This is a genomic window from Pseudoduganella sp. jia 9 (genome assembly GCF_055502615.1).
The window spans coordinates 361,140-384,902 of sequence record NZ_JBUPWE010000002.1; the positions used below are offsets into that span (position 1 = coordinate 361,140).

Here is a 23,763-nt window from a genome sequence, read left to right on the forward strand (position 1 = left end):
TCAGGGGTGGGACATCGGGCGTGGGACATCAGGCGTGGGACATCAGGCGTGGGACAGGTGCCCCTCTTCCTGCCCCTCAACTTCCTTTATGCCGGCCCCGTTGAAGAACAGGTTCAGCACCACGGCCGCCACCGCCGTCAGCAGGATGCCCGATTCCAGCAGCGGATGCAGGCTGTGCGCCATGTGCTGCGCCCAGTGCGGCGCCACCAGCGGGATCAGGCCGAAGCCGATCGACAGCGCCACGATGTACAGGTTGAAGCGGTTGGTACGGAAGTCGACGCGGTTCAGGATGCGGATGCCCGCCGCCGCCACCATGCCGAACATCACGAGGCCGGCGCCGCCCAGCACGAACTGGGGAATCGCCTCGACCAGCGCGGCCAGCTTCGGCAGCATGCCCAGCACGATCATGATCACGCCGCCGGCCACGCAGACCCAGCGGCTCTTCACGCCCGTCACCGCCACCAGCCCCACGTTCTGCGAGAAGCTGGTGTGCGGGAAGGTATTGAAGATGCCGCCGATCAGCGTGCCCAGGCCATCGGTGCGCAGGCCCGCGGCAAGCTTTTTCTGGTCGACCTTCGAGCCCGTCATTTCGGACAGTGCCAGGAACATGCCGGCCGATTCGATCATCACCACGATCATCACCACCGTCAGCGTGAGGATCATCACGATGTCGAAGGTGGGCATGCCGAAGGCGAACGGCGTGACGAGTTCGAACCACGTGGCCCTGCCGACTTTGTCGAAATTCATCTTGCCCATCGAATACGCCACGGCGCAGCCGGCCACGATGCCGAGCAGGACGGAGATATTGCACAGGAAGCCCTTGGCATAGCGCACCGTGAACACGATGAACAGCAGCACGAAGGTAGCGATCGCCAGGTTGTCCAGCGCGCCGTAGTTCGGATTGGCCAGCGTCGGGATCGGGCCCGGCAGCTTGTCCGCCAGCGGCGCGGCGGAGGCAGCCGCTTCCGCCTTCAGCTGGTCGACCATCGTCACCAGGGTCGGGACGTCGACCGCGCGGGCGGCCGATTCGGGACCGCCCATCGCCCACCCCACTCCCACGCGCATCAGCGTGATGCCGATAACGAGGATGATGGTGCCGGTGACGACGGGCGGGAAGAAGCGCAGCATCCGGCTCATGGCCGGCGCCAGCAGAAGGGCCAGCGCACCGGCACCGATGCCGGCGCCGAAGATGGCGCGGGCGCCGTCGACGCCCGGCACGCCGTTGGCGATCGCCACCATCGGGCCGACGGCGGCGAACGTCACACCCATCATCACCGGCAGCCGGATGCCGAAGTACTTCGTCATGCCGAGCGACTGGATCAGGGTCACCAGGCCGCAGCAGAACAGGTCCGCCGAGATCAGCATCGTCACCTGTTCGGGCGACAGCTGCAGCGCGCGGCCGACGATCAGCGGCACGGCGATGGCCCCGGCATACATCACCAGCACGTGCTGCAGGCCGAGGGCGCCGAGGCGCCCCAGGGGCAGGCGCTCGTCGACGGGATCCGCCGCCGGCGCGGATGCCCGGGCCGGGTCCAACTGTTGTTGCTTCATGCTTGTCTCCTGGTTGTTATATGAAACTTCAGAATGCATGCTGCTGATCGGCCGGACCCGGCACGTTATGACACTTGCCGACTTACTTCATGACGGCTATTCCGTCTTGGCACCATCCTCGTACCACTTCTTGAGGAGGTCGCGCTCGCCCGGGGTCATGCTCGTCGCGTTATTCAGCGGCATCAGCTTCATGACCACGGCCTGCTGGTACAGGGCCTGGGCATGGCGCTTGATCTCGCCGGTGGAGTCGAGGCGGATGCCCTTGCTCTGCATCGCCGCCGAGTGGCACATCACGCAGCGCTGGTCGACCACGGCCTTGACCTTGGCGAACGGGTTCTGCGCGACCGCGGCCGTGGCATCGCCCGCGGCAGCGGGGGCCGCGGCTTCGACCGGCACCTCGGCCTGCGGCGCCGGCACCAGCCAGACGATCAGCGCGACCATCACGGCGGTACCGCCGAAGGCGTGTTCCCAGGGCACCCGCTTGCCGTGCACCAGCGCCTTGTGGCGGGCCACGAAGCTGTGGCGAATCAGTGCGCCCGTCATCATCATCAGCACCAGCACGATCCAGTTGTGTTCACCGGAGTACAGGAAGCCGTAGTGGTTCGACAGCATCGCGAACAGCACCGGCAGCGTGAAGTAGGTGTTGTGCACCGAACGCTGCTTGGCGCGCCAGCCGTAGATCGGGTCGACCGGCTCGCCGGCCTTCAGCTGCTTGACGACCTTGCGCTGGCCGGGAATGATCCAGAAGAACACGTTGGCGCTCATCGCGGTGGCCATCATCGCGCCCACCAGCAGGAACGCGGCACGGCCGGCGAACAGCTGGCAGGCCAGCCACGAGGCGAACACCACGAAGCCGAACACGATCAGGCCCACCTTCAGGTCGCCGTTCTTGGTGCGGCCCAGCGAACGGCAGATGGTGTCGTAGATCAGCCAGAACACGACCAGGAAGGCCAGCGCGCCGATGACGGCCGCCTGCGCGGGCCAGTCGTGCACCGCCTTGTCGACCATGAAGGTGCCGGCGTTGAACAGGTACAGCACGGTGAACAGCCCGAAGCCGGACAGCCAGGTGGCGTAGCTCTCCCAGTAGAACCAGTGCAGGTTATCCGGCATGGTCTTCGGTGCAACCAGGTATTTCTGCGGGTGGTAGAAACCACCGCCGTGGACGGCCCACAATTCGCCGTCGACGCCCTTGGCGACCAGGTCGGGCGCGGTGGGCTTCTCGAGACTGTTGTCGAGGAAAACAAAGTAGAACGAAGCGCCGATCCAGGCGATCGCCGTAATGACGTGGGTCCAGCGCAGCAGCAGGTTGACCCAGTCCATCAAGTACATATCCATAGAGCCTCAAACAAGCAGAGAAGCACGGTAGTGAAACCGTACTGTCCCCTCACCACAGCGGGCTCTGTGTGGGGCAAATCATCGCAACCATCGGCAACGCCCTGGGGCGGTACCGGTGTGCTCCGCGGCGACACTAGTAACTGTATACGATCCAGTCTTCGCTGGATATACGTTAGCTAACTTATTGGCGAATGTGGTTCAGGAACCACGGTAGGTCGAATACGACCACGGGCTGACCAGCAGCGGCACGTGGTAGTGGCCGGCCGCGTCGGCGATGCCGAAGTCGAGCGGCACCTCGTCGAGGAAGGCAGGTTCCGGCAGGCGCACGTCGCGCCCGCGGAAGTATTCCGCGACAGCGAACACCAGGCGGTAGCGGCCCACCGCCATGGTGGTGCTGTCGAGCAGCGGCCCGCCGTCATTGCGGCCGTCGGCGTTCAGGGTCAGGCTCTTGATGGTGGTGACGGTGTCGCCATCGATGCGCTGCAACTGTACGCGCATGCCGGCCGCGGGGCAGCCGTTCATCGTGTCCAGTACGTGGGTACTCAAATGTCCCATGGGGCTCCTTTTTTCTCGGAATATGCCGGCGGGATTGCCGGCGGGCTCATGATAATTCATGCACAACATCCAATGTACAGGATTGCATACACTTTTTGCTTTTCTTTTTTTGAAAAGTGTATACACTCTGGTTCACATGTCAACCTGTTTATGTTCCGCTCCTCGATGACCCGAACCCGCACCCAACTGAAAATCGTCGCGTCCGACCTGGCACCGGATGCGCATGCGCCGGCCGCCGGCGCCACCCAGCGCATCGTCGATTCGATCACCGCCGCGATCGCCGAGCGCCGGCTGATGCCGGGCACCAAGCTGTCGGAGCAGAAGATCGGCGACCTGTTCGAAGTATCGCGCACCGTCGTGCGGCAGGCGCTCAACCAGCTGAGCCGCGACCGGCTGGTGGTGCTGGAACCGGCGCGCGGCGCATTCGTCGCCACCCCCACCGCCGAGGAAGCGCGCGACGTGTTCGAGATGCGCGCCATCCTGGAAACGGCCGTCACGAAGCGGCTGTGCGCCACCATCACGGACGAGCAGATCCGCCAGCTGCGCGAACACCTCGCGCTGGAAGGCGCGGCCGTCAACGATGCCGCGGTGCCGGGGCGCACCCGCTTGCTGGCCGACTTCCACCTCGTGCTGGCGCGCATGCTGGGCAATGAAGTGCTGACGCAGATGCTGAGCGAATTGCTGACCCGCTCGTCGCTGATCGCGCTGATGCACCAGTCGTCGCACTCGGCCGGCGAATCGCACAGCGAGCACATGGCCATCGTCGATGCCTTCGAGCGGCGCGACGCGAAGGCGGCGGTGCGCCTGGTGAGCAAGCACCTCGTCAACGTGCAACACAACCTGAACCTGGATCCGCAGCAGGTGGATCTGGCCGAAATCCTCAACCGATAGAAGAAAAGCAAATCATGAATCCACGCTATCCACGCGACCTGAAGGGATATGGCCGCGACCGGCCCCAGGCCAACTGGCCGGGCGGCGCGCGCGTTGCCGTGCAGTTCGTGCTGAACTACGAAGAAGGCGGAGAAAACTCGGTACTGCACGGCGATGCCGGCAGCGAGCAGTTCCTGTCCGAGATGTTCAACCCGGCCGCCTTCCCTGCCCGTCACCTGTCGATGGAAGGCATCTATGAATACGGCTCGCGCGCCGGCGTGTGGCGCATCCTGCGCGAATTCGAGAAGCGCGGCCTGCCGCTGACGATCTTCGGCGTCGGCATGGCGCTGGAACGCTGCCCGGAAGTGACGGCCGCCTTCGTGGAACTGGGCCATGAAATCGCCTGCCACGGCTGGCGCTGGATCAGCTACCAGAATGTCGACGAAGCCACCGAGCGCGAACACATGGCGCTCGGCATGCAGGCTATCGAAAAACTGACGGGCGCGCGCCCGCTGGGCTGGTACACGGGCCGCGACAGCCCGAACACGCACCGCCTGGTGGCCGACTACGGCGGCTTCGAGTACGACAGCGATTACTATGGCGACGACCTGCCGTTCTGGCTGAACGTGCGCAAGACCGACGGCACGCACGCGCCGCAGCTGGTGGTGCCGTACACGCTGGACTGCAACGACATGCGCTTCGCCCTGCCCCAGGGTTTTTCGCACGGCGACCCGTTCTTCCAGTACCTGAAGGACGCCTTCGACGTGCACTACGAAGAGGGAGCGGAAACCCCGACCATGATGAGCATCGGCATGCACTGCCGCCTGCTGGGCCGCCCCGGCCGCATGCGCTCGCTGCAGCGCTTCCTCGACTATATCGGCCAGCATGACCACGTGTGGGTCGCCCGCCGCATCGATATCGCGCGCCACTGGAAAGAGGCGCATCCATTCAACCCCGACACGGCTTTCACGTGGGACTAATATGCAACCTCCAATGCTGACACTGGAACAATTGAACAACGCCACCCAGGCCGAATTCACGGCCCTGCTCGACGGCGTGTATGAACATTCGCCATGGATCGCCGAGCAGACGTGGCACGCCCGCCCGTTCGCCAGCGTTGCGCAGCTCAAGCGCGCGCTGATCGAAACGCTGCGCACGTCGCCGCCGGAAGCCCGCCTCGCGTTGATCAAGGCCCACCCGGAGCTGGCCGGCAAGGCGATGGTGACGAAGTCGCTGACCGCCGAATCCACCAACGAGCAAAGCAAGGCCGGCCTCACCGACTGCACGCCGGAAGAGTTCCAGCGCATCCAGCAACTGAATGCCGACTACAACGCCAAGTTCGGCTTCCCGTTCATCCTGGCCGTGCGCGGCCCGCGCGGCCTGGGCATGAACCGCCACGAGATCATCGCCACGTTCGCGCGCCGGCTGAACAACTCGCCGGACTTCGAGTTTGCCGAATCGCTGCGCAACATCCACCGCATCGCCGAGATCCGCCTGAACGACAAGTTCGCCACCGAGCCGGCCCTCGGCAACCTGGTATGGGACTGGCACGAGGAACTGGCACGGCACACGGAAACCGGCTATGCCGAGCGCAACGAGCTGTGCGTGACTTACCTGACCGATGCGCACCGTGCCGCCGCCCGCGAGCTGGCGAACCGGATGCGCGAGGAATGCGGTTTCGACGAGGTGACGATCGACGCGGTCGGCAACGTCGTCGGGGTCTACCACGGCATCGACCCGCAATCGAAACGCCTGCTGACCGGCTCGCACTACGACACGGTGCGCAACGGCGGCAAGTACGACGGCCGCCTGGGCATCCTGGTGCCGATGGCCTGCGTGCGCGAGCTGCACCGCGCCGGCCGCCGCCTGCCCTACGGCATCGAGGTGGTCGGCTTCGCCGAGGAGGAAGGCCAGCGCTACAAGGCGACCTTCCTCGGTTCGGGCGCGCTGACCGGGCATTTCGACAAGACCTGGCTCGACCAGCTGGACGCCGACGGCGTGCCGATGCGCGCGGCGATGGCCAACGCGGACCTCGACATCTCCGCCATCGACGGGCTGAAACGCGACCCTTCGCGCTACCTCGGCTTCATCGAGACGCATATCGAGCAGGGTCCGGTGCTGAACGACCTCGACCTGCCGCTGGGCATCGTCACGTCGATCAACGGCAGCGTGCGCTACGTGGGCCAGATCACCGGCATGGCCAGCCACGCCGGCACCACGCCGATGACGATGCGCCGCGACGCCGCGGCGGCCGCCGCCGAGCTGGTGCTGTACGCGGAGAAGCGCGGCGGCTCCGTGCAGGACCTGGTGGCCACCGTCGGCATGCTGGAAGTGCCGAACGGCTCGATCAACGTGGTGCCGGGCCGCTGCCGCTTCAGCCTCGACGTGCGCGCCACGACGAACGAGGTGCGCGACGCCGCCGCCGAGGACATCCGCAAGGAACTGGCCGCGATCTGCGAACGCCGCGGCCTGCAGTTCACGCTGGAAGAAACCATGCAGGCCGATGCCGCGCCGTGCGCGCCGGAATGGCGGCTGCGCTGGGAAAGCGCCGTCGAGGCACTGGGCCTGCCGGTCTTCCGCCTGCCAAGCGGCGCCGGCCACGACGCGATGATGCTGCACCGCGTGATGCCGCAGGCGATGCTGTTCCTGCGCGGCCTGAACGCCGGCATCAGCCACAACCCGCTCGAATCCATCGCCAACGACGATACGGAACTGTGCGTGCGCGCATTCCAGAACGTTCTCAATCAACTTGCCACGGACCTGACATGACCACCAACATGAACACTTCTGCCCCTTACGAATCCCTCGACGCCTGGATCGACGCGCACTTCGACGAGGAGGTTCGCTTCCTGCAGGAGCTGGTGCGCGTGCCGACCGATACGCCGCCGGGCAACAACGCGCCGCACGCCGAACGCACCGCCGAACTGCTGAAGGAATTCGGCTTCGACGCCGAGCTGCACGCCGTGCCGGAAGAGCGCACGCGCGCCGCCGGCCTGGAAACCATCACCAACCTGGTGGTGCGCCGCAAATATGGTGAGGGCCGCACCGTGGGCCTGAACGCCCACGGCGACGTGGTGCCGCCGGGCGAAGGCTGGTCGCAGGACCCGTACGGCGGCAATGTGGTCGACGGCAAGCTGTATGGCCGCGCCGCCGCCGTGTCGAAGTGCGACTTCGCCACGTTCACGTTCGCCACCCGCGCGCTGGAGGCGCTGGGCAAGCCGTTGAAAGGCGGCGTGGAGCTGTACTTCACGTACGACGAGGAGTTCGGCGGCGAACTGGGCCCGGGCTTCCTGCTGGAGAACAAGCTGGTGAAGCCGGACGTGCTGATCGCCGCCGGCTTCAGCTACCAGGTCGTGACGGCCCACAACGGCTGCCTGCAGATGGAAGTGACCGTGCACGGCAAGTCGGGCCACGCGGCCGTGCCGGAAACGGGCGTCGACGCGCTGCAGGCGGCGACGAAGGTCCTGACGGCGCTGTACGACCAGAACCGCCAGTACAAGGAAGTGCGCAGCAATGTCAAGGGCATCAACCACCCGTACGTGAACATCGGCCTGATCGAAGGCGGCACGAACACCAACGTGGTGCCGGGCAAGGTGGTCATGAAGGTTGACCGCCGCATGATCCCGGAAGAAAACCCGGCCGAGGTGGAAGCGAAGCTGCACCGCGTGATGAAGGAAGCGGTGGCCGACTGCCAGGGCGTGACGATCGAGATCCGCCGCATGCTGCTGGCCAATGCATTGCAGCCGCTGCCGGGCAACGCCCCGCTGGTCGATGCGCTGTCGCGCCACGCCACCGCCGTGTTCGACGAAGAGATCGGTGCCGCCGGCACCCCGCTGTACACGGACGCCCGCCTGTTCGGCGAAGCCGGCGTGCCGGCCGTGCTGTACGGCGCCGGCCCGCGCACGGTTTCGGAAAGCAACGCCAAGCGTGGCGACGAGCACATCTCGCTGGAAGACCTGCGGCGTGCGACCAAGGTCGTGGCGCGTTCGCTGTTCGATCTGCTGGATTAAGTTTCAGGTAGTGGGATCACAAGAAGCCCGTTCTCGCGAGAGGGCGGGCTTTTTTGCTGGCGAGCGCTGAACGTACTAGCGACGGTAGTCCGTCACGGCTTCATTGGCAAGACGGTCGATCATCTCGAGCATGGCTGGATCGCGCCGGTACTTCGCGCGAAGCTTTGGCAGTTGGCGACTGGCGGCACCACAGTACTTCCGGATGCCGCGCTCGACTTGCCTCTTCCGGTCGACAGGAGCTCGCCCATCGTACTCGCCGCCGAAATGCTCGCATGCTTTCGCGTGTTCGGCGAATGCTCTGATATCGCGAGGCATCTGTTTCGGTTCGCACATCCCCGGGAGATGGATGAGGAAAACAAGCATCGACGAGGTGACATGAATACGCATGCGAAACTCCTGGAGGCTGTTATTTCACTGGCAAATAATGGTAATGTTGCCGCTTCCATCACAAAGGAGACACTATCATGTTCAAGAAATTTGCGGCAGAAGCGCTGGGCATCAGCGATATCGGCGTCATCGTCGGGCCGGCCGACTACAGCAAGGTCGACGCGGACGATTACCTGTTCGGCGAGGACGGCGAACAGATCTTCTTCCTCATCAAGAGCAAGAAGGACGAGTACTGCTTCACCAACCTGGCACTGATCCACGTGGACGGCGACTCCGCCGTGTCGTCGAAGCGCTCGATCAAGCGCTACGAGTATTCGTCGCACCTGGTGACAGGCGTCAGCATCGAGACCGCCGGCACGCTGGACATGGATATCGAGCTGAAATTTTCGCTGGACGACACGCGCTTCTCGATCGACGTGAAGAAGTCGTTCATCGAACAGCTGAAGGACATCTACAAGGCGCTGATTTCCATCGGCAGGCAGCAGCGGCGCGATGCGCTATGCCGCGACAATGCGCTGCGCGCGCTCGATGCGACGGCCTCCGTACACAAGCTCAACATCGCCCCGGGCGCCGGCAGCCTGACCAGCCAGTACGGCGAATTGCTGGAAGCCCTGAACACCGCCATGCTCGACACGCACACCAAGCGCGATTACAGCGACGTGTTTGGAAAATATATTCACAACTGATGCGCGCGGCACGCCGGGCGGCAGCCTGCCCGGTGCTGCTAAACTTGCGTGCTTTATTCAGCGGATATTCTCAAGCAAGACATGAAAAATGGTTCAAATAGTGGCCTGGTATATTCCACCGATGGCGGCCGCATGTGCCCGGAATGCCGCCAGCCCGTTTCACAATGCGCGTGCAAGGCTGCGGCGGTGCCAAAAGGCGACGGCGTGGTCCGCGTGTCGCGCCTGACGAAGGGCCGGGGCGGCAAGACGGTCACGGTCGTCAAGGGCATCGCGCTCGATGCCGCGGCATTGGCCCTGCTGGGCAAGCAGTTGCGGACGGCGTGCGGTTCGGGCGGTACCGTGAAGGACGGCGTGATCGAGATCCAGGGCGATCACTGCGACCTCGTCATGGAAGCGCTCAGGAAGCATGGCCACGACCCGAAACGCGCCGGCGGCTGACGCGCTTCACCTTTATCAACACCACTGCATAAGCGGAACAACCGATGAAACCGATTTTCCTTGCGGCCGGCCTGGCCTTCAGCACCGCGGCCTGGACCGCTCCCACACCTGCCGCACCTGCCGCACCTGCCGCACCTGCCGCACCTGCCGCGGCGTCCGTGCAGACGCGCGACGTACCCGTCAACGTCTTCATGCAGGGCCGCCTGCCGCAGCCGATCGCGCTGAACGTGCCGGTGCCTGTCGAGTACGCGCAATCGAACGTCAAGCGGATCGGCTACTCCTACTGGATGCGTCCTGCCGACGCGGCCAGGGCAAGCGCCGAGAACCTCCCCGGTGCCCAGGGCCATATGTATGGGTCGATGGCCACCGCCGTCACCTACGATCCACGCTACAAGGTGTTCTACGGTATCGACGATCCGGGTTCGCTGAACAAACTGAAGGAAGCCGCAACCAACATCCAGGTCAGGCAGTTCAAGGACGCAAAACACCCGGCCGTGATGATCTCGATGATCAGCAGGAGCACCGGCCAGCCGGCGTACTTCATGTACATGTGGACCGGCGTGAAGCGGGACGTGTTCTACCTGGCCCTGCGTGCGCCGGACGGGCGGCCCGATTTCGGCAAGGCCGTGTGGGATAAACTGGCGGCCAATATCAAGTAGCCGGGGACGCAGGCCGGCGTCATGCGGCGCCGCGATGCCAGGAATGTCGAATCCAGTGGAGGCTGGCGATGAAAAACGAGAAAGCCTTTTATATCATGCTGCTTTACGGCGCATTGCTGGTCACCGGCAGCGCCGCCTGGTTTCTCGCACCGAACCTGTTCTTCGTCGTGCTCCTCGCACTTGCCGGTGCCTTGAGCTGCACGGTCTGGCATTCCATCCATGTCAGCTACATCGGCGGCCACCTCAGCGCCAGGCGCAAATCACTGAACCTGAACGTGCTGGTAGTGATGACCATCGTTTCCGCCATTGCCACGGTCGTCGCGTATGTCACGAGCGAGCGGGTCGAATGGCCCGGCTTCTGGCTCGGCTTTACGGTTTACAGTGTGCAGTGCCTGATCCTGCGCCGGCCGGGCAGGCAGACGTGGCTGCCCTGACGGCGGCCTCGCGCCAGCGCGCGACACCAGCCTATCGCGGCACCAGTTTCAGATCGAGCTCCACCTTTTCCGTCCACTGCGTTTCGCTGCCCGGCTTGCTGTACACCTTGGTACCGGCATAGGTCCAGGCCTTGCGGCCAGGGCCGGTCGCCAGCCCCAAGTGGAACATCGCCGGATATTTCTGGATGCCTTCATGGAACTGCTTGTCAAACGGTTCCGCCGGTACCGCGCCGAGTTTCGGCAGCAGCCCGTATTCCCGCTTGAACATCGGCTTGCGATCCGATGGATTGGGTTCGAGCAGGCTGAGGCCCATTTCCGTGCCCGCCGAAGGCATGTCGGTGACCATGCCGTTGGCATGGGTGGACTGTACGTTCGCCTTGCCTTCCATCGGGGCGTTGAAGCGAAGGTAAATTTCATCGCCGATGCCCAGCTTCGACGGGAGAATGTACATGTCGTACTCGCCGGGAGTGCCGGTCCACTTGCTGTCGCCGCGCGTTCGGACAATGGAATTGCTGTCCGGATTCTCCAGCGCCAGGCGGCCTGTTTCCGACACCGTTCCCGTCATCCGCAGCGGCGATCTTCCTTCCGCCACGAAATCAAGCCTGCCCATGTTTTCGTTGACTTCGACGAGCTGGTCGATCTTCCCCCGCAACACCAGATTGCGCGTGACAAAAGGCGCACCCGACTTGTCCTTCATCGCATACTCCTCGACGATGGACAGCGTGCCAACCAGCCGCTGCAGGGCTGGCTTCGGTGGCTCCCCGGCATTCTCCGGTTCCACCGGTTCCTCGGCTTTCGGGCTGCAGGCCAGCAGCATGCACGCGGCAAGTGCGATGGCGGCGACGGATCTCATGTTCCCCTTCGATGGCAATGGTCGAAGGAGTTATTTTAATATTAATACGCGGCGTTTCACCTGCACTGCAGGTTTTCAGAGGGCGTACATTTCGCGCACCATGTAGACGGCACCGGCGCCATAACTGGCCAGCAGCGAGCGCTGTCCGGCATCGTGCAAGGGCTGCGCGATATAACCCTGGCGTTCCCAGTAAGCCTGCGAGTCCTGCACCGACACCAGTGCGCTGCGGCGCAATCCCGCCGCGCGACCGATTGCCCACATCCGTTCCAGCAGCGCCCGGGCCAGTCCCTGGCCGGCATGGGACGGCAGCACCGCCATGTCGTGCAGGTACAGCGTGTCCGGCGCGCCGTGCGCACCGGCGAAATCGCCATGCAGCGGCGTGACTTTTCCCGTTCGCGAGCGATAGGCGGCCAGGTACGCGCATGGCTGACCATCGGATTCGCACACCAGCGAGCAGTTCACTGGGCTCGCCAGCCGCCGCGCATAGACTTCCGCGCTTTCGATAAAGCCGGCGCCGTAGCAGGCCAGCTGAATTTGCAGCAATGCCGGCAGGTCGGCCGCCTGCAAGGGGCGGAGCACAAGGTGTGAAGGAGATGGGGAAGTATCGCGCATGGATGAAAAGACGACTGCGTCGCGCATTATACAAAGTAAAAGCAAAGTAAAAGGGGACAGGCCCCACGCCTGTCCCCTTCCCCATTCCACAGCAAGAACTCTTTATTCCACCCGCACCACGTGCAGCAGGTTGGTCTTGCCGGCGGACCCCGACGGATACCCGGCGATCACCACCACGTCGTCGCCGAGCGTGGCCAGGCCGCACTGGACGGCGGCGGCCGGCGCGTCGGCGATCATGCCGCCCAGGGTCGTCGCCTCGTCGAACGGCATCGGATGCACGCCCCAGGCGATCGACAGCCGGCGGGCAATCGCGGGCTCCGGCGTGAGCGCCAGGATCGGCGTGTTCGGCCGCTCGCGGCTGGCGCGCAGGCAGCTTGCGCCGCTCAATGTATACGTCACCGTGGCGGCGGGTTTCAGCAGCCGGTCGACACGGCGCAGTGCGCAGCAGATCGCATCGGCCGTGGTGGCCGTCGACGGCGAGTGGCTGGAATCGAGGCCGTCGCGCCACAGCGGATCCTGTTCCACTTCGGCGATCACCTTGTCCATCACGGCGACCGCTTCGACCGGGAACTGGCCGGAAGCCGATTCGGCGGACAGCATCACCGCGTCGGCGCCCTGGTAGATCGCTGTGGCCACGTCGGAGACTTCGGCGCGCGTCGGCACCGGCGAGGCGATCATCGATTCCAGCATCTGCGTGGCGACGACGACCGGCTTGCCGGCCGCCCGGGCAGCGTGCACGATACGCCGCTGCAGCACCGGCACCTGGTGCGCCGGCAGTTCGACACCGAGGTCGCCCCGCGCCACCATGATGCCGTCGGCCAGCGCGACGATGCCGTCCAGCGCATCGATCGCGGCGGGCTTTTCCAGCTTGGCCATGATCCACGCCCTGTCGCCGACCAGCGCGCGCGCTTCGGTAATATCCTCCGGGCGCTGCACGAACGACAGCGCCACCCAGTCGACGCCCAGTTGCAGGCCAAACGCCAGGTCGGCGCGGTCCTTTTCCGTCAACGGGGAAATCGGCAATACCACGCCCGGCACGTTGACACCCTTGCGGTCCGACAGCACGCCGCCGGTCAGCACCGTGGTTTCGGCGTAGTCGGCGCTGCACGCGTCCACGCGCAGGCGCAGCTTGCCGTCGTCGAGCAGCAGGTCGGTGCCCGGCTCCAGCGCGGCGAAGATCTCCGGATGCGGCAGGCAGGCGCGCGACGCGTTGCCTTCGGCCGGGTCCAGGTCGAGCCGGAAGCTGGCGCCGTCGGCCAGCTGCACCTTGCCGCCGGCCAGGCGGCCGATGCGCAGCTTCGGCCCTTGCAGGTCCATCAGGATGCCGATCGGGCGGCGGATTTCCTTTTCCACTTCGCGGATGGTGCGATAGCGTTCGGCATGGTCGTCATGGCTGCCGTGGCTGAAGTTGAGGCGGAATACATCCGCGCCGGCCTTCGCCAGCGCGTAGATCGAGTGGTACGTGGAACTGGCCGGCCCGAGGGTGGTCAGGATCCGTGAGCGGCGCTTGCGCAGCATGCGTTCTCCAGGGTGTTGAGTAGTCAGGACAGCGGAATCAGGGCAGCAGCATCACAGCAACAAAATCGCCCTGAAGTCGTTGACGTTGGTAAGTGTCGGGCCGGTGACCAGCGCATCGCCCAGCGCGCCGAAGAAGCCATGCCCGTCGTTGTTGTCCAGGCTGTCGCGCGGACGGATGCCTTGCGCCCAGGCGCGCGCCAGCGTGTCCGGCCCGATGAAGGCACCGGCCACCTCCTCGGCGCCGTCGACGCCGTCGGTATCGGCGGCAACGCCATGCACGTCGGCTGCTCCGTCGAGCGCGATGGCCAGGGCCAGCAGGAATTCCACGTTGCGCCCGCCGCGGCCGTTGCCGCGCAGGGTCACCGTGGTCTCTCCGCCGGACAGCAGCACGCAGGGCGGTTTCACCGGCTGGCCGTGGCGGTGTACCTGCAATGCGATGCCGCCCATCACGCGGGCCACTTCGCGCGCTTCGCCTTCGATACTGTCGCCCAGGATCACCGGCGTCACGCCGGCCTCCCGCGCCACGGCGGCTGCCGCTTCCAGCGCCTGCTGCGGCGAGGCGATGATGTGGGTGGTGACGCTTTCCAGCCTGCGGTCGCCCGGCTTGACGGTTTCGCCGTCGCCGCTTTCCAGCAGGCGGCGCGCGCCGGACGGCAATTCGATGCCGTAGCGCCTGACGATGGCCAGTGCATCGGCGCAGGTAGTGGCATCGCCCACGGTCGGGCCGGAGGCGATGTCGGCCGGGTGGTCGCCCGGCACATCGGAAATCAGCAGGTTGACCACGCGGGCCGGATGGCAGGCTGCGGCCAGCCTGCCGCCCTTGATGGCGGACAGGTGGCGGCGCACGCAGTTCATTTCCGTGATCGTGGCGCCCGAAGCCAGCAGCGCGCGATTGATCGCCTGCTTGTCCTCCAGCGTCACGCCGGCACCGGGCAACGGCAGCAGCGAGGAGCCGCCGCCGGAGATCAGGCAGATCACCAGGTCGTCGGCGGTCAGCCCCTGCACGGCGCCGAGGATGCGCTCGGCCGCGGCACGGCCGGCCGCATCGGGCACCGGATGCGCCGCCTCGATGATCTCGATGCGCTCGCACGGCACGGCATAGCCGTAGCGGGTGACGACGATGCCCTCCAGCGGCCCTGCCCAGTGTTTCTCGAACGCCTGGGCCATCGCCGCCGATGCCTTGCCGGCACCGATGACGATCGTGCGGCCCTTCGGCGCCGGCGGCAGGTAGCCGCCGATGGTCAGCGAAGGCTGCGCCGCGTTCACGGCGGCGGTAAACATCGCCTCGAGCAGTTCACGCGGCGCGCCGATCATTTCGCTGTCCCTGCCTGCTGGCCGATCTCGAAGTTCGCCATCACTTCCAGTGCCCGCACCATGGCCGAGTGGTCCCAGCCGCCGCCATCGCGCGCGGCGCAGGCGTTGAACAGTTCCTGCGCGGTCGCCGTGTTCGGCAGCGACATGTTCAGCTGGCGCGCCGTGGTCAGGGCCAGGTTCAGGTCCTTGCGGTGCAGGTCGATGCGGAAACCCGGATCGAACGTGCGCTTGATCATGCGCTCGCCATGCACTTCCAGGATGCGCGACGACGCGAAGCCGCCCATCAGCGCTTCGCGCACGCGGGCCGGATCGGCACCGGCCTTGGCGGCCAGCAGCAGCGCTTCGCCGACCGCCTCGATGGTCAGCGCCACGATGATCTGGTTGGCCACCTTGGTGATCTGGCCATCGCCGTTGCCGCCCACCAGCGTGATGTTCTTGCCCATCAGCTGGAACAGCGGCTTGACCGTTTCAAAGGCTTTCTCGCTGCCGCCGACCATGATCGTCAGCGATGCGGCCTTGGCGCCCACTTCGCCGCCGGAGACCGGCGCATCCAGGTATTCGCAGCCCAGCGCGTTGATGCGTTTGGCGAAATCCTTCGTGGCCACCGGCGAGATCGAGCTCATGTCGACCACGATCTTGCCGGCCGAGAGGCCCTTCGACAGGCCATGCTCGCCGAACAGCACGTCTTCCACGTGCGGGGTGTCCGGCACCATCACGATGACGATGTCCGCGGCCTTGGCCACGTCGGTGCCGCAGGCGCATACGCTGGCGCCGGCTTCGATCAGGTTCGACGGAGTCGGGGTCTGCGAGTACGTGAACAGTTTGTGTCCGGCGTCCGCCAGGTGCTTTGCCATCGGGGCGCCCATGATGCCCAGGCCGATGAATCCGATATTTGCCATGATGTTCTCCTCTGTGTTCTCTTCAGTCGTACGTTCGGGTACTACAGTTACTTCACTTCCTGCAGCCAGCGCAGGCCTTCGCGGGTGTCGCCTGCCGGCTTGTATTCGCAGCCGATCCAGCCGTCGTAGCCGACCCTGTCGATGTGGCGGAACAGCCAGCCGTAGTTGATCTCGCCGGTACCCGGTTCGTTGCGGCCCGGGTTGTCGGCCACCTGGATATGGCCGATGCGGTTCAGGTGGCGTGCCAGCGTGGCGCCCAGTTCCCCTTCGGTGCGCTGGGCGTGGTACACGTCGTATTGCACGAACAGGTTGTCCGAGCCCACTTCGTCCAGGATGCGCAGCGCCTGTTCCGTGCGGCTCAGGTAGAAGCCGGGAATGTCGTAGGTGTTGATCGGTTCGATCAGCAGCCGGATGCCGGCCTCCTTCAGCTTCGCCGCGGCATAGGTCAGGTTATCGACAACCGTCCGGCGCAGCACTTCCTCGGTGACGCCGGCCGGCGCGATGCCGACCAGGCAGTTCACGGTGCGGCAGCGCAGCGCGGTGGCGTATTCGATGGCCCGGTCCACGCCGGCGCGGAACTCTTCCACGCGGTCCGGATGGCAGGCGATGCCCCGCTCGCCCTGCTCCCAGTTCCCGGCGGGCAGGTTGTGCAACACCTGGGTCAGGCCGTGCTGCTCCAGCTGCGCCGCCAGTTCTTCCTTGGCGAACGGATACGGGAACAGGTACTCGACGCCCTTGAAGCCCGCATCGGCGGCGGCCTTGAAGCGTTCAAGGAACGGCAGCTCGTTGAAGAGCATGGTCAGGTTGGCTGCGAATCTTGGCATGGTGGTTCTCCTTTTTTTGCTCGTGCAGTGCTGATTGCTTGTTACTGCTTACTTCAGGCGTGGAGCGACGGCGGTCGGTGCGTCGCCCTCTTCCGTGGCCAGCGCCTCGAATTCGTTGATGGCGTTGATCTCGGTGCCCATGGCGATGTTCGTCACGCGTTCCAGCATGATTTCCACCACCACCGGCACGCGGAATTCCTTCATCATTTCGCGGGCTTTCGCGAATGCGGGCTGGATGTCGGCGACTTCACGGACGCGGATCGCCTTGCAGCCCAGGCCTTCGACGACGGCCACGTGATCCACGCCGTACACACCGAGTTCCGGCGCATTGATGTTCTCGAACGCCAGCTGCACGCAGTAGTCGATGTCGAAGTTGCGCTGCGCCTGGCGGATCAGGCCGAGGTAGGCGTTGTTGACGACGACGTGCAGGTACGGCAGGCCGAACTGCGCGCCCACGGCCAGTTCCTCGATCATGAACTGGAAGTCGTAGTCGCCCGAGATGGCGACGACCTGGCGTTCCGGGTCGGCGGCGCACACGCCCAGCGCGGCGGAAATGGTCCAGCCCAGCGGGCCGGCCTGGCCGCAGTTGATCCAGTTGCGCGGCTTGTACACGTGCAGGAACTGGGCGGCGGCGATCTGCGACAGGCCGATCGTGCTGACGTAGCAGGTCTCCTGGCCGAACGCCTTGTTCATTTCCTCGTAGACGCGCTGCGGCTTGATCGGCTCGTTGTCGAAGTGGGTCTTGCGCAGCATCGTGCGCTTGCGCTCCTGGCACTCGGCCACCCAGGCCGAACGGTCCTTCAGCGCGCCCAGCGCATCGAGGCCGCAGGCCACGTTGATCAGCTGGTCCAGCGCGGCGCCGGCGTCGGAAACGATGCCGTAGTCCGGGCCGAACACGCGGCCGATCTGCGTCGGTTCGATGTCGATGTGGACGAACTTGCGGCCTTCGGTGTACACCTCGACCGAGCCGGTATGGCGGTTGGCCCAGCGGTTGCCGATGCCGATCACGAAGTCGGAGGCAAGGATGGTCGCGTTGCCGTAGCGGTGCGAGGTCTGCAGGCCGGCCATGCCCGCCATCAGCGGGTGGTCGTCCGGCAGCGCACCCCAGCCCATCAGCGTGGGAATCACGGGCACGTTCAGGATCTCGGCGAATTCCTGCAGCTTGGCCGCCGCATCGGCGTTGATCACGCCGCCGCCGCACACGATCACCGGGCGCTCGGCCGCGTTGAGCATTTCCAGCGCCTTCTCGGCCTGGGCCCGGGTGGCCGACGGCTTGTACAGCGACAGGCTTTCATAGGTGTCGATGTCGAATTCGATCTCGGCCATCTGCACGTCGAACGGCAGGTCGATGAGCACCGGACCAGGGCGGCCGGAACGCATGATGTGGAAGGCCTGCTGGAACACGCGCGGCACCAGCGCCGGTTCGCGCACCGTCACCGCCCACTTGGTGACCGGCTTGGCGATCGATTCGATATCGACCGCCTGGAAGTCTTCCTTGTACAGGCGAGCGCGGGGGGCCTGGCCGGTAATGCAGAGGATAGGTATCGAATCGGCCGAGGCGGAATACAGGCCGGTGATCATGTCGGTGCCCGCCGGGCCCGACGTGCCGATGCAGACGCCGACGTTGCCGGCCTTGGCGCGGGTGAAGCCCTCGGCCATGTGCGAGGCGCCTTCGACGTGCCGCGCCAGCACGTGGCGGAAGCCGCCATCCTTCTTCATCGCCGAGTACAGCGGGTTGATCGCTGCACCCGGCACGCCGAATACCGTCGAAACACCTTCCTTGCGCAGTACCGCTGCCGCTGCGTCGATTGCTCTCATACGGGCCATGCTCGTCTCCTGGTTTCAAGTGAATGACCCCAGCATACGGAGATGGCGGAAACTGTTGAATTGCTGCTAGTATTCGATCAGTCGATACTTGGAGTATGGAATTGGACCGTTATACCGAAATCCGCAGTTTTCTGCTTGTTACTGAAAAAGGCAGCTTCGCCGCTGCCGCAGTCGCCGAGGGCGTCACGCCCGTGGTGATGGGGCGCCGCCTCGACGCCCTGGAACGCCGCCTGGGCGTGCGCCTGATGCACCGCTCGACGCGGGGCCTGACGCTGACCGCGCTGGGCGAACAATTCATCGAACCCTGCCGCCAGCTGTTGCGCGATTTTGACATCGCCGAAAACAGCATCAGCGCCGGCCGTGCCACCGTACGCGGCCACCTGGTGGTCTCCGCGCCGGCGGCATTCGGCCGCTCGCACGTGGCGCCGCACGCCCCGGCGTTCCGCGCGAACCACCCGGAACTGAAGATGTCGTTCAACCTGACCGACAGCGTGGTGGACCTGGTGCGCGAGGGCTACGACATGGGCATACGCATCGGTGAAGTCACCGACCCGAACTACGTGGCCGTGCCGCTGTTCCCGAACCGCCGCGTGGTGTGCGGCACCACCGCCTACTTCGAACGCCACGGCATCCCGCGCACGCCGGACGACCTGGTGCGCCACAACTGCCTGGCCTTCAACCTGCAGGGCGGCCAGCAGCGCGGCTGGATCTTTCAGGACGGCGGCAAGCCGTTCGCCGTGCGGGTGGACGGCGACCTGTCGTGCAACGACGGCGAACTGCTGTTCGACTGGGTCAAGCAGGGGCTGGGCATCGGCTGGCGCTCGACCTGGGAGATCCAGGCCGAACTGAAACGCGGAGAACTGGTGACGGTGCTCGACGAATACGCGGTGCCGAGCTACCCGATCCAGGCCGTCTACCCGCAGCAGCGCTACCTGCCGGCCAAGATCCGGCATTTCATCGATCACCTGAAGCTGTTGTACAACGCGCCAGGATACTGGGAAAAGTCGCGCGCAGGCTGACGGCAAAAACTGGGGACGTACCCCTGTTTCTGGGAAATAGCCGCACGCATGCTGCCGTGCCGGCGTGTGTGGCGATTTCCTGAAAACAAGGGTACGTCCCCGGTTTTGGACGTTTCCTCAAAACACGGGTACGTCCCCTGTTTTGTTGTTCAGAACTTTGCCAGCGCCGCCGGGCCGTCCAGCTGTTTGACCATGATGTTCCGGTAGAACGTCTCGGCCCCTTCCGACTGGATCGAGAACTTGCCGCGCGCGAGGGGCACGGTCTTGCCGTTCACTTTCTGCAGCGAGTTCTCGCCGCGGAACACCTCGCGGCCGTTGACGATATGGATCAGCGTCTTGCCGTCGGCGATCACTTCCATGGTGTTCCATTCGCCGGACGGCTTCTCATGATTGCCTTTCTTGAGGATGCGCGCGGCCAGGCCGGTGCGCAGCGGCAGCGACGGTTCGTAGCGGTAGAACTTCCAGTCGCCCTGGTTGGCGTCGCCGACGTGCGCGTCGACGGTCACGCCGTCCAGGCTGTGGTAGTCGCCGCAATCGCCTTCCTGGATCTGGAATTCATGGCTGCGCATCCAGTGGCCGCTCTGCGCGCCTTCCGGGCCGACGGCGTAGTACAGCAGACCGCTGTCGCGCGGCGCCTCGAGCCGCGGGAACCACTTTTTCTCGCCCCATTTGACGTCGAACTTCAGGTGAAAATTGGCGTATTCGCCCGTGGTGGACACGCCGCCCCACTCTTCGCCCGATACGCGCAGCATGCCGTCGACCACCGAAAACACCTTTTTCGGATCGTTGTTGGCGCCGCGGATCGTGGTCGGCGTCTTCATGTTGTCGGAGGTGGGCTGCATGCTGACCCAGGTGGTCCAGCCGCTCAGGTCCTTGCCGTTGAAAAGCGACTTCCACGCACCCTCGGCGGCAAGCGCGGGGCCGGCAAGGGCAATGGCGGCGGTCATCAGGCCCAGGCGGGCAGTGTGCAGCAGGGATGTCATCGGTGTCTCGCTGGATGTTGAAATGGTAGCGCAATCTAACACACGCTCACGGGCCCGGATAGCACGGAATCGGCAAAGCTCAGGCGCGATTCGCCTGGTGCGCCGCTGCTGCGGCAGGGAAGAATCGCGCGGCCGCGGCCAGGGCTTGTCACGTATACTGTGCGCCGGATAGCGATGCCGAACCTGCGCCGACGGCAGGCGCGCAAGAGTACGGACGAGGTGCGGGAAGAGATGCGAAGCCGGTGCGAAACGAGATGAAAAACGCGATGCGGAACCGCTTCCTGTTCGCTTGCACGGCGCTGGCCGCGCTCGCCGCGGTGGCGTTTCCGCCCTGGCTGGCGTGGCGGGAGGCCGAACGCCATGCCTATGCCGTGCAGGCCGACCTGGCCCTGCGGTATGCGCGGGAGGTACTGCACCGGTCCGACGAGATCGTGCGGCAATCGCTGGCCGGCACCGCGCTGCTGGCACGCTCGCCTGCCGCGCCGTGCACACCCGAGCAGCTGGCGCTGATGCGGCGCATCGACCTGACATCGACCTACCTGCAGGCCATCGGCCATGTGCGCGACGGCGTGGTGGAATGCTCGTCGATGGGGGACGTCCGCATCCCGCTGGGCGATCGCGTCCTGCGCACGTCCGACGGCATGCGCATCTACTCGGGCGTCCCCGTCGAAGGCAAGGCCGGCACGCCATTGATGGCCATCGAGCGCGACGGCTACGCCGCCGTGTTCCACAGCGACCTGCCGCTCGACGCCGCCTCCGCCAGCCCCGGCATGTCGCTCGCGGCGCTGCACCTGGAGCGGCGGCTGGACGAGCCCGTGACCATGGCTACCGGCTTCGTCGACCGGGCATGGCTGAAGCGGCTGGGCAGCCGGCCCAGCGTCACCTTCACCGATGGCCGCTACCTGGTGGCGGTGGTCCGCTCGCAGGTGTTTCCCTCGGCCGGGGTGGCGGCGCTGCCGTTGTCGGCCTTGCCGGCACAGCGCAATGCCATCGCCCTGCGCCTGGTACCGGCGGGCGTGGTGGCGGGCATCGCCATCGCCGCGGCACTGCTGTTGCTGGCACGCAGGCAGACGTCGCTCGTCAACGCGCTGCGCAAGGGTCTGCGCAACAATGAGTTCTTCATGCTGTACCAGCCTGTCATGGACCTGCGGTCGGGCAGGTGCGTCGGCGCCGAAGCACTGTTGCGCTGGCGTCGGGACACGGGAGAACTGATCGGCCCCGACGTGTTCATTCCCCTCGCCGAACAGACCGGCACGATCGGCGCGCTCACGGCGCGCGTGCTCGAGCTGGTCGAACGGGATACGTGCGATTTCCTGGCTGCATACCCGGCGTTCCACGTGGCCGTGAACGTCTCTCCGGCAGACCTGGCATCGGATTCGATCGTCGGCCTGCTGGACGCCATGCTGGCGCGCGGCGGCATCACTGCAGCGAACCTGGTCCTCGAGATCACCGAACGCGGCATCCTCGACATCGAGACGGCGCGCACCGTCATCGGCACGCTGCGCGGACGCGGCATCAAGGTGGCCATCGACGATTTCGGCACCGGCTACGCCGGCCTGTCGTATCTGGAATCGCTGCAGGTCGATGCGCTGAAGATCGACCGCTCGTTCATCGAAGCGATCGGCACCACGGCTCCGACCAACCAGGTCGTCAGCCACATCATCGCGATGGCGTCGGCGATGCGGCTGGCCATGGTGGCCGAAGGCGTGGAAACGCCGGTGCAGGCCGACTACCTGCGTAGCCGCGGTGTCCATTATGCTCAGGGATGGCTGTTCGGCAAGCCGCAGCCGTTCAAGGATGTGGCGGCGCTGGCCACACGCCATGCTGCGGGCACGCCGCAGCGCACAGGCGCGGCCGGTTCGTAGCCGCGCCCTTTCCCGAGCGGCCGCGATACGCGCATTCCGGCTGGGCTGGAGACGTGGCGACGGCAGCGCACGACCGGCATGCCGTGCCGAATTCGTTATAAATTTGTCCGATTTTCTGACACTCCGAAAATTACCGGAATGCTACTATCGGCACATAACAAAACGGAGACAGCCACGATGAGCACCATGGTCATTGGCAGGGGAGTAGTGGTATCCCAGGGCGCACGCGACGAGCGCCCGCAACCCGGCATCGAGCCGCGCGCGCAGGCGGCGGAAAAAGCCCGCGCCGGCGCCGCCGCGCAGGCCGAATGTGCCAATTTCTTCAGCACCCACGGCATTTCCAGGCCGAGCGAGCTATTCGATACCCTGGCCGACATGTATTACTTCGCCAAGAACCGGGCGGGCCAGTTCGTGTGGGGCAACCGGCTGCTGCAGGAACAGCATGCGATGGGGGATGTGAGTCGCGCCGACGTAAACGATATCCTCGGCAAGACCGACCACGATTTCTTCCGGCGCGATATCGCCGACCGTATCCGCGCCGACGACCTGTCCGTGATGGAACGCGGCGTCACCGTGAAGAACAAGCTCGAAGTGCTGGGCAGCGCCAGCGGCGAGCTGACATGGCTGTTTACCACCAAGGCGCCGATCCGCGACCGCCATGGCGAAATCGTCGGCATCGAAGGTTTTTCGCGCGACGTCAAGCGCTCGCAGGACGTCATCGCGCCCTTCCACGAATTCCGCGCATGCATCGAGTACCTGCAGGAACACCTGATGGACAACGTCGGCATCGAGCACCTGGCCCGGCTGTCCTGCATGTCGCTGTCGACGTTCGAACGCAAGTTCAAGCAGCATTTCTCGCTGACCCCGAAACAGTACATCCTGCACCTGAAGGTGCAGGAAGCCTGCCGCCTGCTGCCTCAGGTGAACAATATCGCCAGGGTGGCGGCCGAAACGGGCTTCGGCGGCCAGAGCTACTTCACCAAGCAGTTCCGCACGGTGGTCGGCATCACGCCGAAACAGTACCAGTTGTCGCTGGCCGGCAGGAGCACGAGCGTGCGCCGGCCACGCCTGGCCCCGTCCTGATCCCGAGGTGACCCGATCGCCGCAACAGAGCCGTTCGAGCG

Annotated in this window: 23 protein-coding genes; 11 read left to right on the plus strand and 12 right to left on the minus strand. The window is 65.3% G+C overall.

All coding sequences use genetic code 11. The features are described 5' to 3' along the window. Nucleotides 1-42: 42 nt before the first annotated feature. The 3 genes from ACY34H_RS03200 to uraH form a co-directional block, all read right to left on the minus strand. Nucleotides 43-1,551, minus strand: coding sequence for a nucleobase:cation symporter-2 family protein (locus tag ACY34H_RS03200; RefSeq protein ID WP_464976036.1), 1,509 nt, complete (start codon nt 1,549-1,551; stop codon nt 43-45). A gap of 96 nt (nt 1,552-1,647) precedes the next feature. Then, nucleotides 1,648-2,886, minus strand: a complete 1,239-nt coding sequence (locus tag ACY34H_RS03205) for a urate hydroxylase PuuD (RefSeq protein WP_464976037.1) — start codon at nt 2,884-2,886, stop codon at nt 1,648-1,650. 198 nt (nt 2,887-3,084) lie between these two features. Further along, nucleotides 3,085-3,441 (minus strand): hydroxyisourate hydrolase, encoded by a 357-nt coding sequence (gene uraH, locus ACY34H_RS03210; protein WP_464976038.1) that lies wholly within the window; start codon nt 3,439-3,441, stop codon nt 3,085-3,087. Between the two features lie 165 nt (nt 3,442-3,606). On the opposite strand from uraH, the gene ACY34H_RS03215 reads away from it, so the two are divergent. Genes ACY34H_RS03215 through ACY34H_RS03230 form a run of 4 tightly spaced genes read left to right on the plus strand, consistent with a single transcriptional unit; the run spans nt 3,607 to nt 8,321 of the window. Further along, nucleotides 3,607-4,332 carry a GntR family transcriptional regulator gene (locus ACY34H_RS03215; RefSeq protein WP_464976039.1) on the plus strand — a complete coding sequence of 242 codons (726 nt, stop codon included), beginning with the start codon at nt 3,607-3,609 and terminating at the stop codon, nt 4,330-4,332. A 14-nt stretch (nt 4,333-4,346) separates the two neighbouring features. Further along, nucleotides 4,347-5,291 (plus strand): allantoinase PuuE, encoded by a 945-nt coding sequence (gene puuE / locus ACY34H_RS03220; RefSeq protein WP_464976040.1) that lies wholly within the window; start codon nt 4,347-4,349, stop codon nt 5,289-5,291. Nucleotides 5,292-5,304: 13 nt separating this feature from the next. After that, nucleotides 5,305-7,080: a 2-oxo-4-hydroxy-4-carboxy-5-ureidoimidazoline decarboxylase gene (gene uraD / locus ACY34H_RS03225; RefSeq protein ID WP_464976041.1), complete on the plus strand. Its 1,776-nt coding sequence runs from the start codon at nt 5,305-5,307 to the stop codon at nt 7,078-7,080. 8 nt (nt 7,081-7,088) lie between these two features. Further along, on the plus strand, nt 7,089-8,321 hold the full coding sequence (locus ACY34H_RS03230) for an ArgE/DapE family deacylase (RefSeq protein ID WP_464976042.1): 1,233 nt from the start codon (nt 7,089-7,091) through the stop codon (nt 8,319-8,321). Nucleotides 8,322-8,396: 75 nt separating this feature from the next. On the opposite strand, the gene ACY34H_RS03235 is transcribed toward ACY34H_RS03230, so the two are convergent. After that, nucleotides 8,397-8,708 (minus strand): hypothetical protein, encoded by a 312-nt coding sequence (locus ACY34H_RS03235; RefSeq protein ID WP_464976043.1) that lies wholly within the window; start codon nt 8,706-8,708, stop codon nt 8,397-8,399. A 77-nt stretch (nt 8,709-8,785) separates the two neighbouring features. Here ACY34H_RS03235 and ACY34H_RS03240 point away from each other — a divergent pair, with 77 nt between their 5' ends. The 4 genes from ACY34H_RS03240 (at nt 8,786) to ACY34H_RS03255 (ending at nt 10,925) form a co-directional block, all read left to right on the plus strand. Next, nucleotides 8,786-9,394, plus strand: coding sequence for a PH domain-containing protein (locus ACY34H_RS03240; RefSeq protein WP_464976044.1), 609 nt, complete (start codon nt 8,786-8,788; stop codon nt 9,392-9,394). 81 nt (nt 9,395-9,475) lie between these two features. Then, complete coding sequence (locus ACY34H_RS03245) at nt 9,476-9,832, plus strand: translation initiation factor Sui1 (protein ID WP_464976045.1); 357 nt, start codon at nt 9,476-9,478, stop codon at nt 9,830-9,832. A 44-nt stretch (nt 9,833-9,876) separates the two neighbouring features. Further along, a complete protein-coding gene (locus ACY34H_RS03250; protein ID WP_464976046.1) occupies nt 9,877-10,491 on the plus strand; it encodes a hypothetical protein in 615 nt (204 codons plus the stop codon). 68 nt (nt 10,492-10,559) lie between these two features. After that, complete coding sequence (locus tag ACY34H_RS03255) at nt 10,560-10,925, plus strand: hypothetical protein (protein ID WP_464976047.1); 366 nt, start codon at nt 10,560-10,562, stop codon at nt 10,923-10,925. A gap of 31 nt (nt 10,926-10,956) precedes the next feature. On the opposite strand, the gene ACY34H_RS03260 is transcribed toward ACY34H_RS03255, so the two are convergent. The 7 genes from ACY34H_RS03260 to gcl all read right to left on the minus strand — a co-directional run bounded on the left by ACY34H_RS03260 (nt 10,957) and on the right by gcl (nt 18,772). Next, entirely contained in the window at nt 10,957-11,778 is an 822-nt protein-coding gene (locus tag ACY34H_RS03260) for a hypothetical protein (RefSeq protein ID WP_464976048.1), read from the minus strand. 75 nt (nt 11,779-11,853) lie between these two features. Beyond that, on the minus strand, nt 11,854-12,390 hold the full coding sequence (locus ACY34H_RS03265) for a GNAT family N-acetyltransferase (protein WP_464976049.1): 537 nt from the start codon (nt 12,388-12,390) through the stop codon (nt 11,854-11,856). Between the two features lie 102 nt (nt 12,391-12,492). Continuing rightward, the gene (gene pyk / locus ACY34H_RS03270; protein ID WP_464976050.1) at nt 12,493-13,908 is read right to left on the minus strand and encodes a pyruvate kinase; all 1,416 of its coding nucleotides are present in this window, start codon (nt 13,906-13,908) and stop codon (nt 12,493-12,495) included. 51 nt (nt 13,909-13,959) lie between these two features. Beyond that, nucleotides 13,960-15,222, minus strand: a complete 1,263-nt coding sequence (locus ACY34H_RS03275; protein ID WP_464976051.1) for a glycerate kinase type-2 family protein — start codon at nt 15,220-15,222, stop codon at nt 13,960-13,962. Next, complete coding sequence (gene glxR, locus ACY34H_RS03280) at nt 15,219-16,121, minus strand: 2-hydroxy-3-oxopropionate reductase (protein WP_464976052.1); 903 nt, start codon at nt 16,119-16,121, stop codon at nt 15,219-15,221. Before glxR ends, ACY34H_RS03275 begins: the two co-directional genes overlap by 4 nt. A gap of 47 nt (nt 16,122-16,168) precedes the next feature. Beyond that, nucleotides 16,169-16,945, minus strand: coding sequence for a hydroxypyruvate isomerase (hyi, locus tag ACY34H_RS03285; RefSeq protein ID WP_464976053.1), 777 nt, complete (start codon nt 16,943-16,945; stop codon nt 16,169-16,171). Nucleotides 16,946-16,993: 48 nt separating this feature from the next. Further along, a complete protein-coding gene (gene gcl, locus ACY34H_RS03290; RefSeq protein ID WP_464976054.1) occupies nt 16,994-18,772 on the minus strand; it encodes a glyoxylate carboligase in 1,779 nt (592 codons plus the stop codon). 101 nt (nt 18,773-18,873) lie between these two features. On the opposite strand from gcl, the gene ACY34H_RS03295 reads away from it, so the two are divergent. Beyond that, on the plus strand, nt 18,874-19,791 hold the full coding sequence (locus ACY34H_RS03295; protein WP_464976055.1) for a LysR family transcriptional regulator: 918 nt from the start codon (nt 18,874-18,876) through the stop codon (nt 19,789-19,791). Between the two features lie 149 nt (nt 19,792-19,940). On the opposite strand, the gene ACY34H_RS03300 is transcribed toward ACY34H_RS03295, so the two are convergent. After that, entirely contained in the window at nt 19,941-20,774 is an 834-nt protein-coding gene (locus tag ACY34H_RS03300) for a 3-keto-disaccharide hydrolase (RefSeq protein WP_464976056.1), read from the minus strand. A 254-nt stretch (nt 20,775-21,028) separates the two neighbouring features. On the opposite strand from ACY34H_RS03300, the gene ACY34H_RS03305 reads away from it, so the two are divergent. Both ACY34H_RS03305 and ACY34H_RS03310 read left to right on the plus strand, forming a co-directional pair. Continuing rightward, nucleotides 21,029-22,639: an EAL domain-containing protein gene (locus ACY34H_RS03305; RefSeq protein ID WP_464976057.1), complete on the plus strand. Its 1,611-nt coding sequence runs from the start codon at nt 21,029-21,031 to the stop codon at nt 22,637-22,639. Between the two features lie 177 nt (nt 22,640-22,816). Continuing rightward, complete coding sequence (locus ACY34H_RS03310; protein ID WP_464976058.1) at nt 22,817-23,722, plus strand: PAS domain-containing protein; 906 nt, start codon at nt 22,817-22,819, stop codon at nt 23,720-23,722. Nucleotides 23,723-23,763: the final 41 nt, after the last annotated feature.

What these genes read in the sequence shown, in the direction of transcription:
- ACY34H_RS03200 (WP_464976036.1), bottom strand. Translation starts at nt 1,551, where the DNA reads ATGAAGCAACAACAGTTGGACCCGGCCCGGGCATCCGCGCCGGCGGCG.
- ACY34H_RS03205 (WP_464976037.1), bottom strand. Translation starts at nt 2,886, where the DNA reads ATGGATATGTACTTGATGGACTGGGTCAACCTGCTGCTGCGCTGGACC.
- uraH (WP_464976038.1), bottom strand. Translation starts at nt 3,441, where the DNA reads ATGGGACATTTGAGTACCCACGTACTGGACACGATGAACGGCTGCCCC.
- ACY34H_RS03215 (WP_464976039.1), top strand. Translation starts at nt 3,607, where the DNA reads ATGACCCGAACCCGCACCCAACTGAAAATCGTCGCGTCCGACCTGGCA.
- puuE (WP_464976040.1), top strand. Translation starts at nt 4,347, where the DNA reads ATGAATCCACGCTATCCACGCGACCTGAAGGGATATGGCCGCGACCGG.
- uraD (WP_464976041.1), top strand. Translation starts at nt 5,305, where the DNA reads ATGCTGACACTGGAACAATTGAACAACGCCACCCAGGCCGAATTCACG.
- ACY34H_RS03230 (WP_464976042.1), top strand. Translation starts at nt 7,089, where the DNA reads ATGAACACTTCTGCCCCTTACGAATCCCTCGACGCCTGGATCGACGCG.
- ACY34H_RS03235 (WP_464976043.1), bottom strand. Translation starts at nt 8,708, where the DNA reads ATGCGTATTCATGTCACCTCGTCGATGCTTGTTTTCCTCATCCATCTC.
- ACY34H_RS03240 (WP_464976044.1), top strand. Translation starts at nt 8,786, where the DNA reads ATGTTCAAGAAATTTGCGGCAGAAGCGCTGGGCATCAGCGATATCGGC.
- ACY34H_RS03245 (WP_464976045.1), top strand. Translation starts at nt 9,476, where the DNA reads ATGAAAAATGGTTCAAATAGTGGCCTGGTATATTCCACCGATGGCGGC.
- ACY34H_RS03250 (WP_464976046.1), top strand. Translation starts at nt 9,877, where the DNA reads ATGAAACCGATTTTCCTTGCGGCCGGCCTGGCCTTCAGCACCGCGGCC.
- ACY34H_RS03255 (WP_464976047.1), top strand. Translation starts at nt 10,560, where the DNA reads ATGAAAAACGAGAAAGCCTTTTATATCATGCTGCTTTACGGCGCATTG.
- ACY34H_RS03260 (WP_464976048.1), bottom strand. Translation starts at nt 11,778, where the DNA reads ATGAGATCCGTCGCCGCCATCGCACTTGCCGCGTGCATGCTGCTGGCC.
- ACY34H_RS03265 (WP_464976049.1), bottom strand. Translation starts at nt 12,390, where the DNA reads ATGCGCGATACTTCCCCATCTCCTTCACACCTTGTGCTCCGCCCCTTG.
- pyk (WP_464976050.1), bottom strand. Translation starts at nt 13,908, where the DNA reads ATGCTGCGCAAGCGCCGCTCACGGATCCTGACCACCCTCGGGCCGGCC.
- ACY34H_RS03275 (WP_464976051.1), bottom strand. Translation starts at nt 15,222, where the DNA reads ATGATCGGCGCGCCGCGTGAACTGCTCGAGGCGATGTTTACCGCCGCC.
- glxR (WP_464976052.1), bottom strand. Translation starts at nt 16,121, where the DNA reads ATGGCAAATATCGGATTCATCGGCCTGGGCATCATGGGCGCCCCGATG.
- hyi (WP_464976053.1), bottom strand. Translation starts at nt 16,945, where the DNA reads ATGCCAAGATTCGCAGCCAACCTGACCATGCTCTTCAACGAGCTGCCG.
- gcl (WP_464976054.1), bottom strand. Translation starts at nt 18,772, where the DNA reads ATGGCCCGTATGAGAGCAATCGACGCAGCGGCAGCGGTACTGCGCAAG.
- ACY34H_RS03300 (WP_464976056.1), bottom strand. Translation starts at nt 20,774, where the DNA reads ATGACATCCCTGCTGCACACTGCCCGCCTGGGCCTGATGACCGCCGCC.
- ACY34H_RS03305 (WP_464976057.1), top strand. Translation starts at nt 21,029, where the DNA reads ATGAAAAACGCGATGCGGAACCGCTTCCTGTTCGCTTGCACGGCGCTG.
- ACY34H_RS03310 (WP_464976058.1), top strand. Translation starts at nt 22,817, where the DNA reads ATGAGCACCATGGTCATTGGCAGGGGAGTAGTGGTATCCCAGGGCGCA.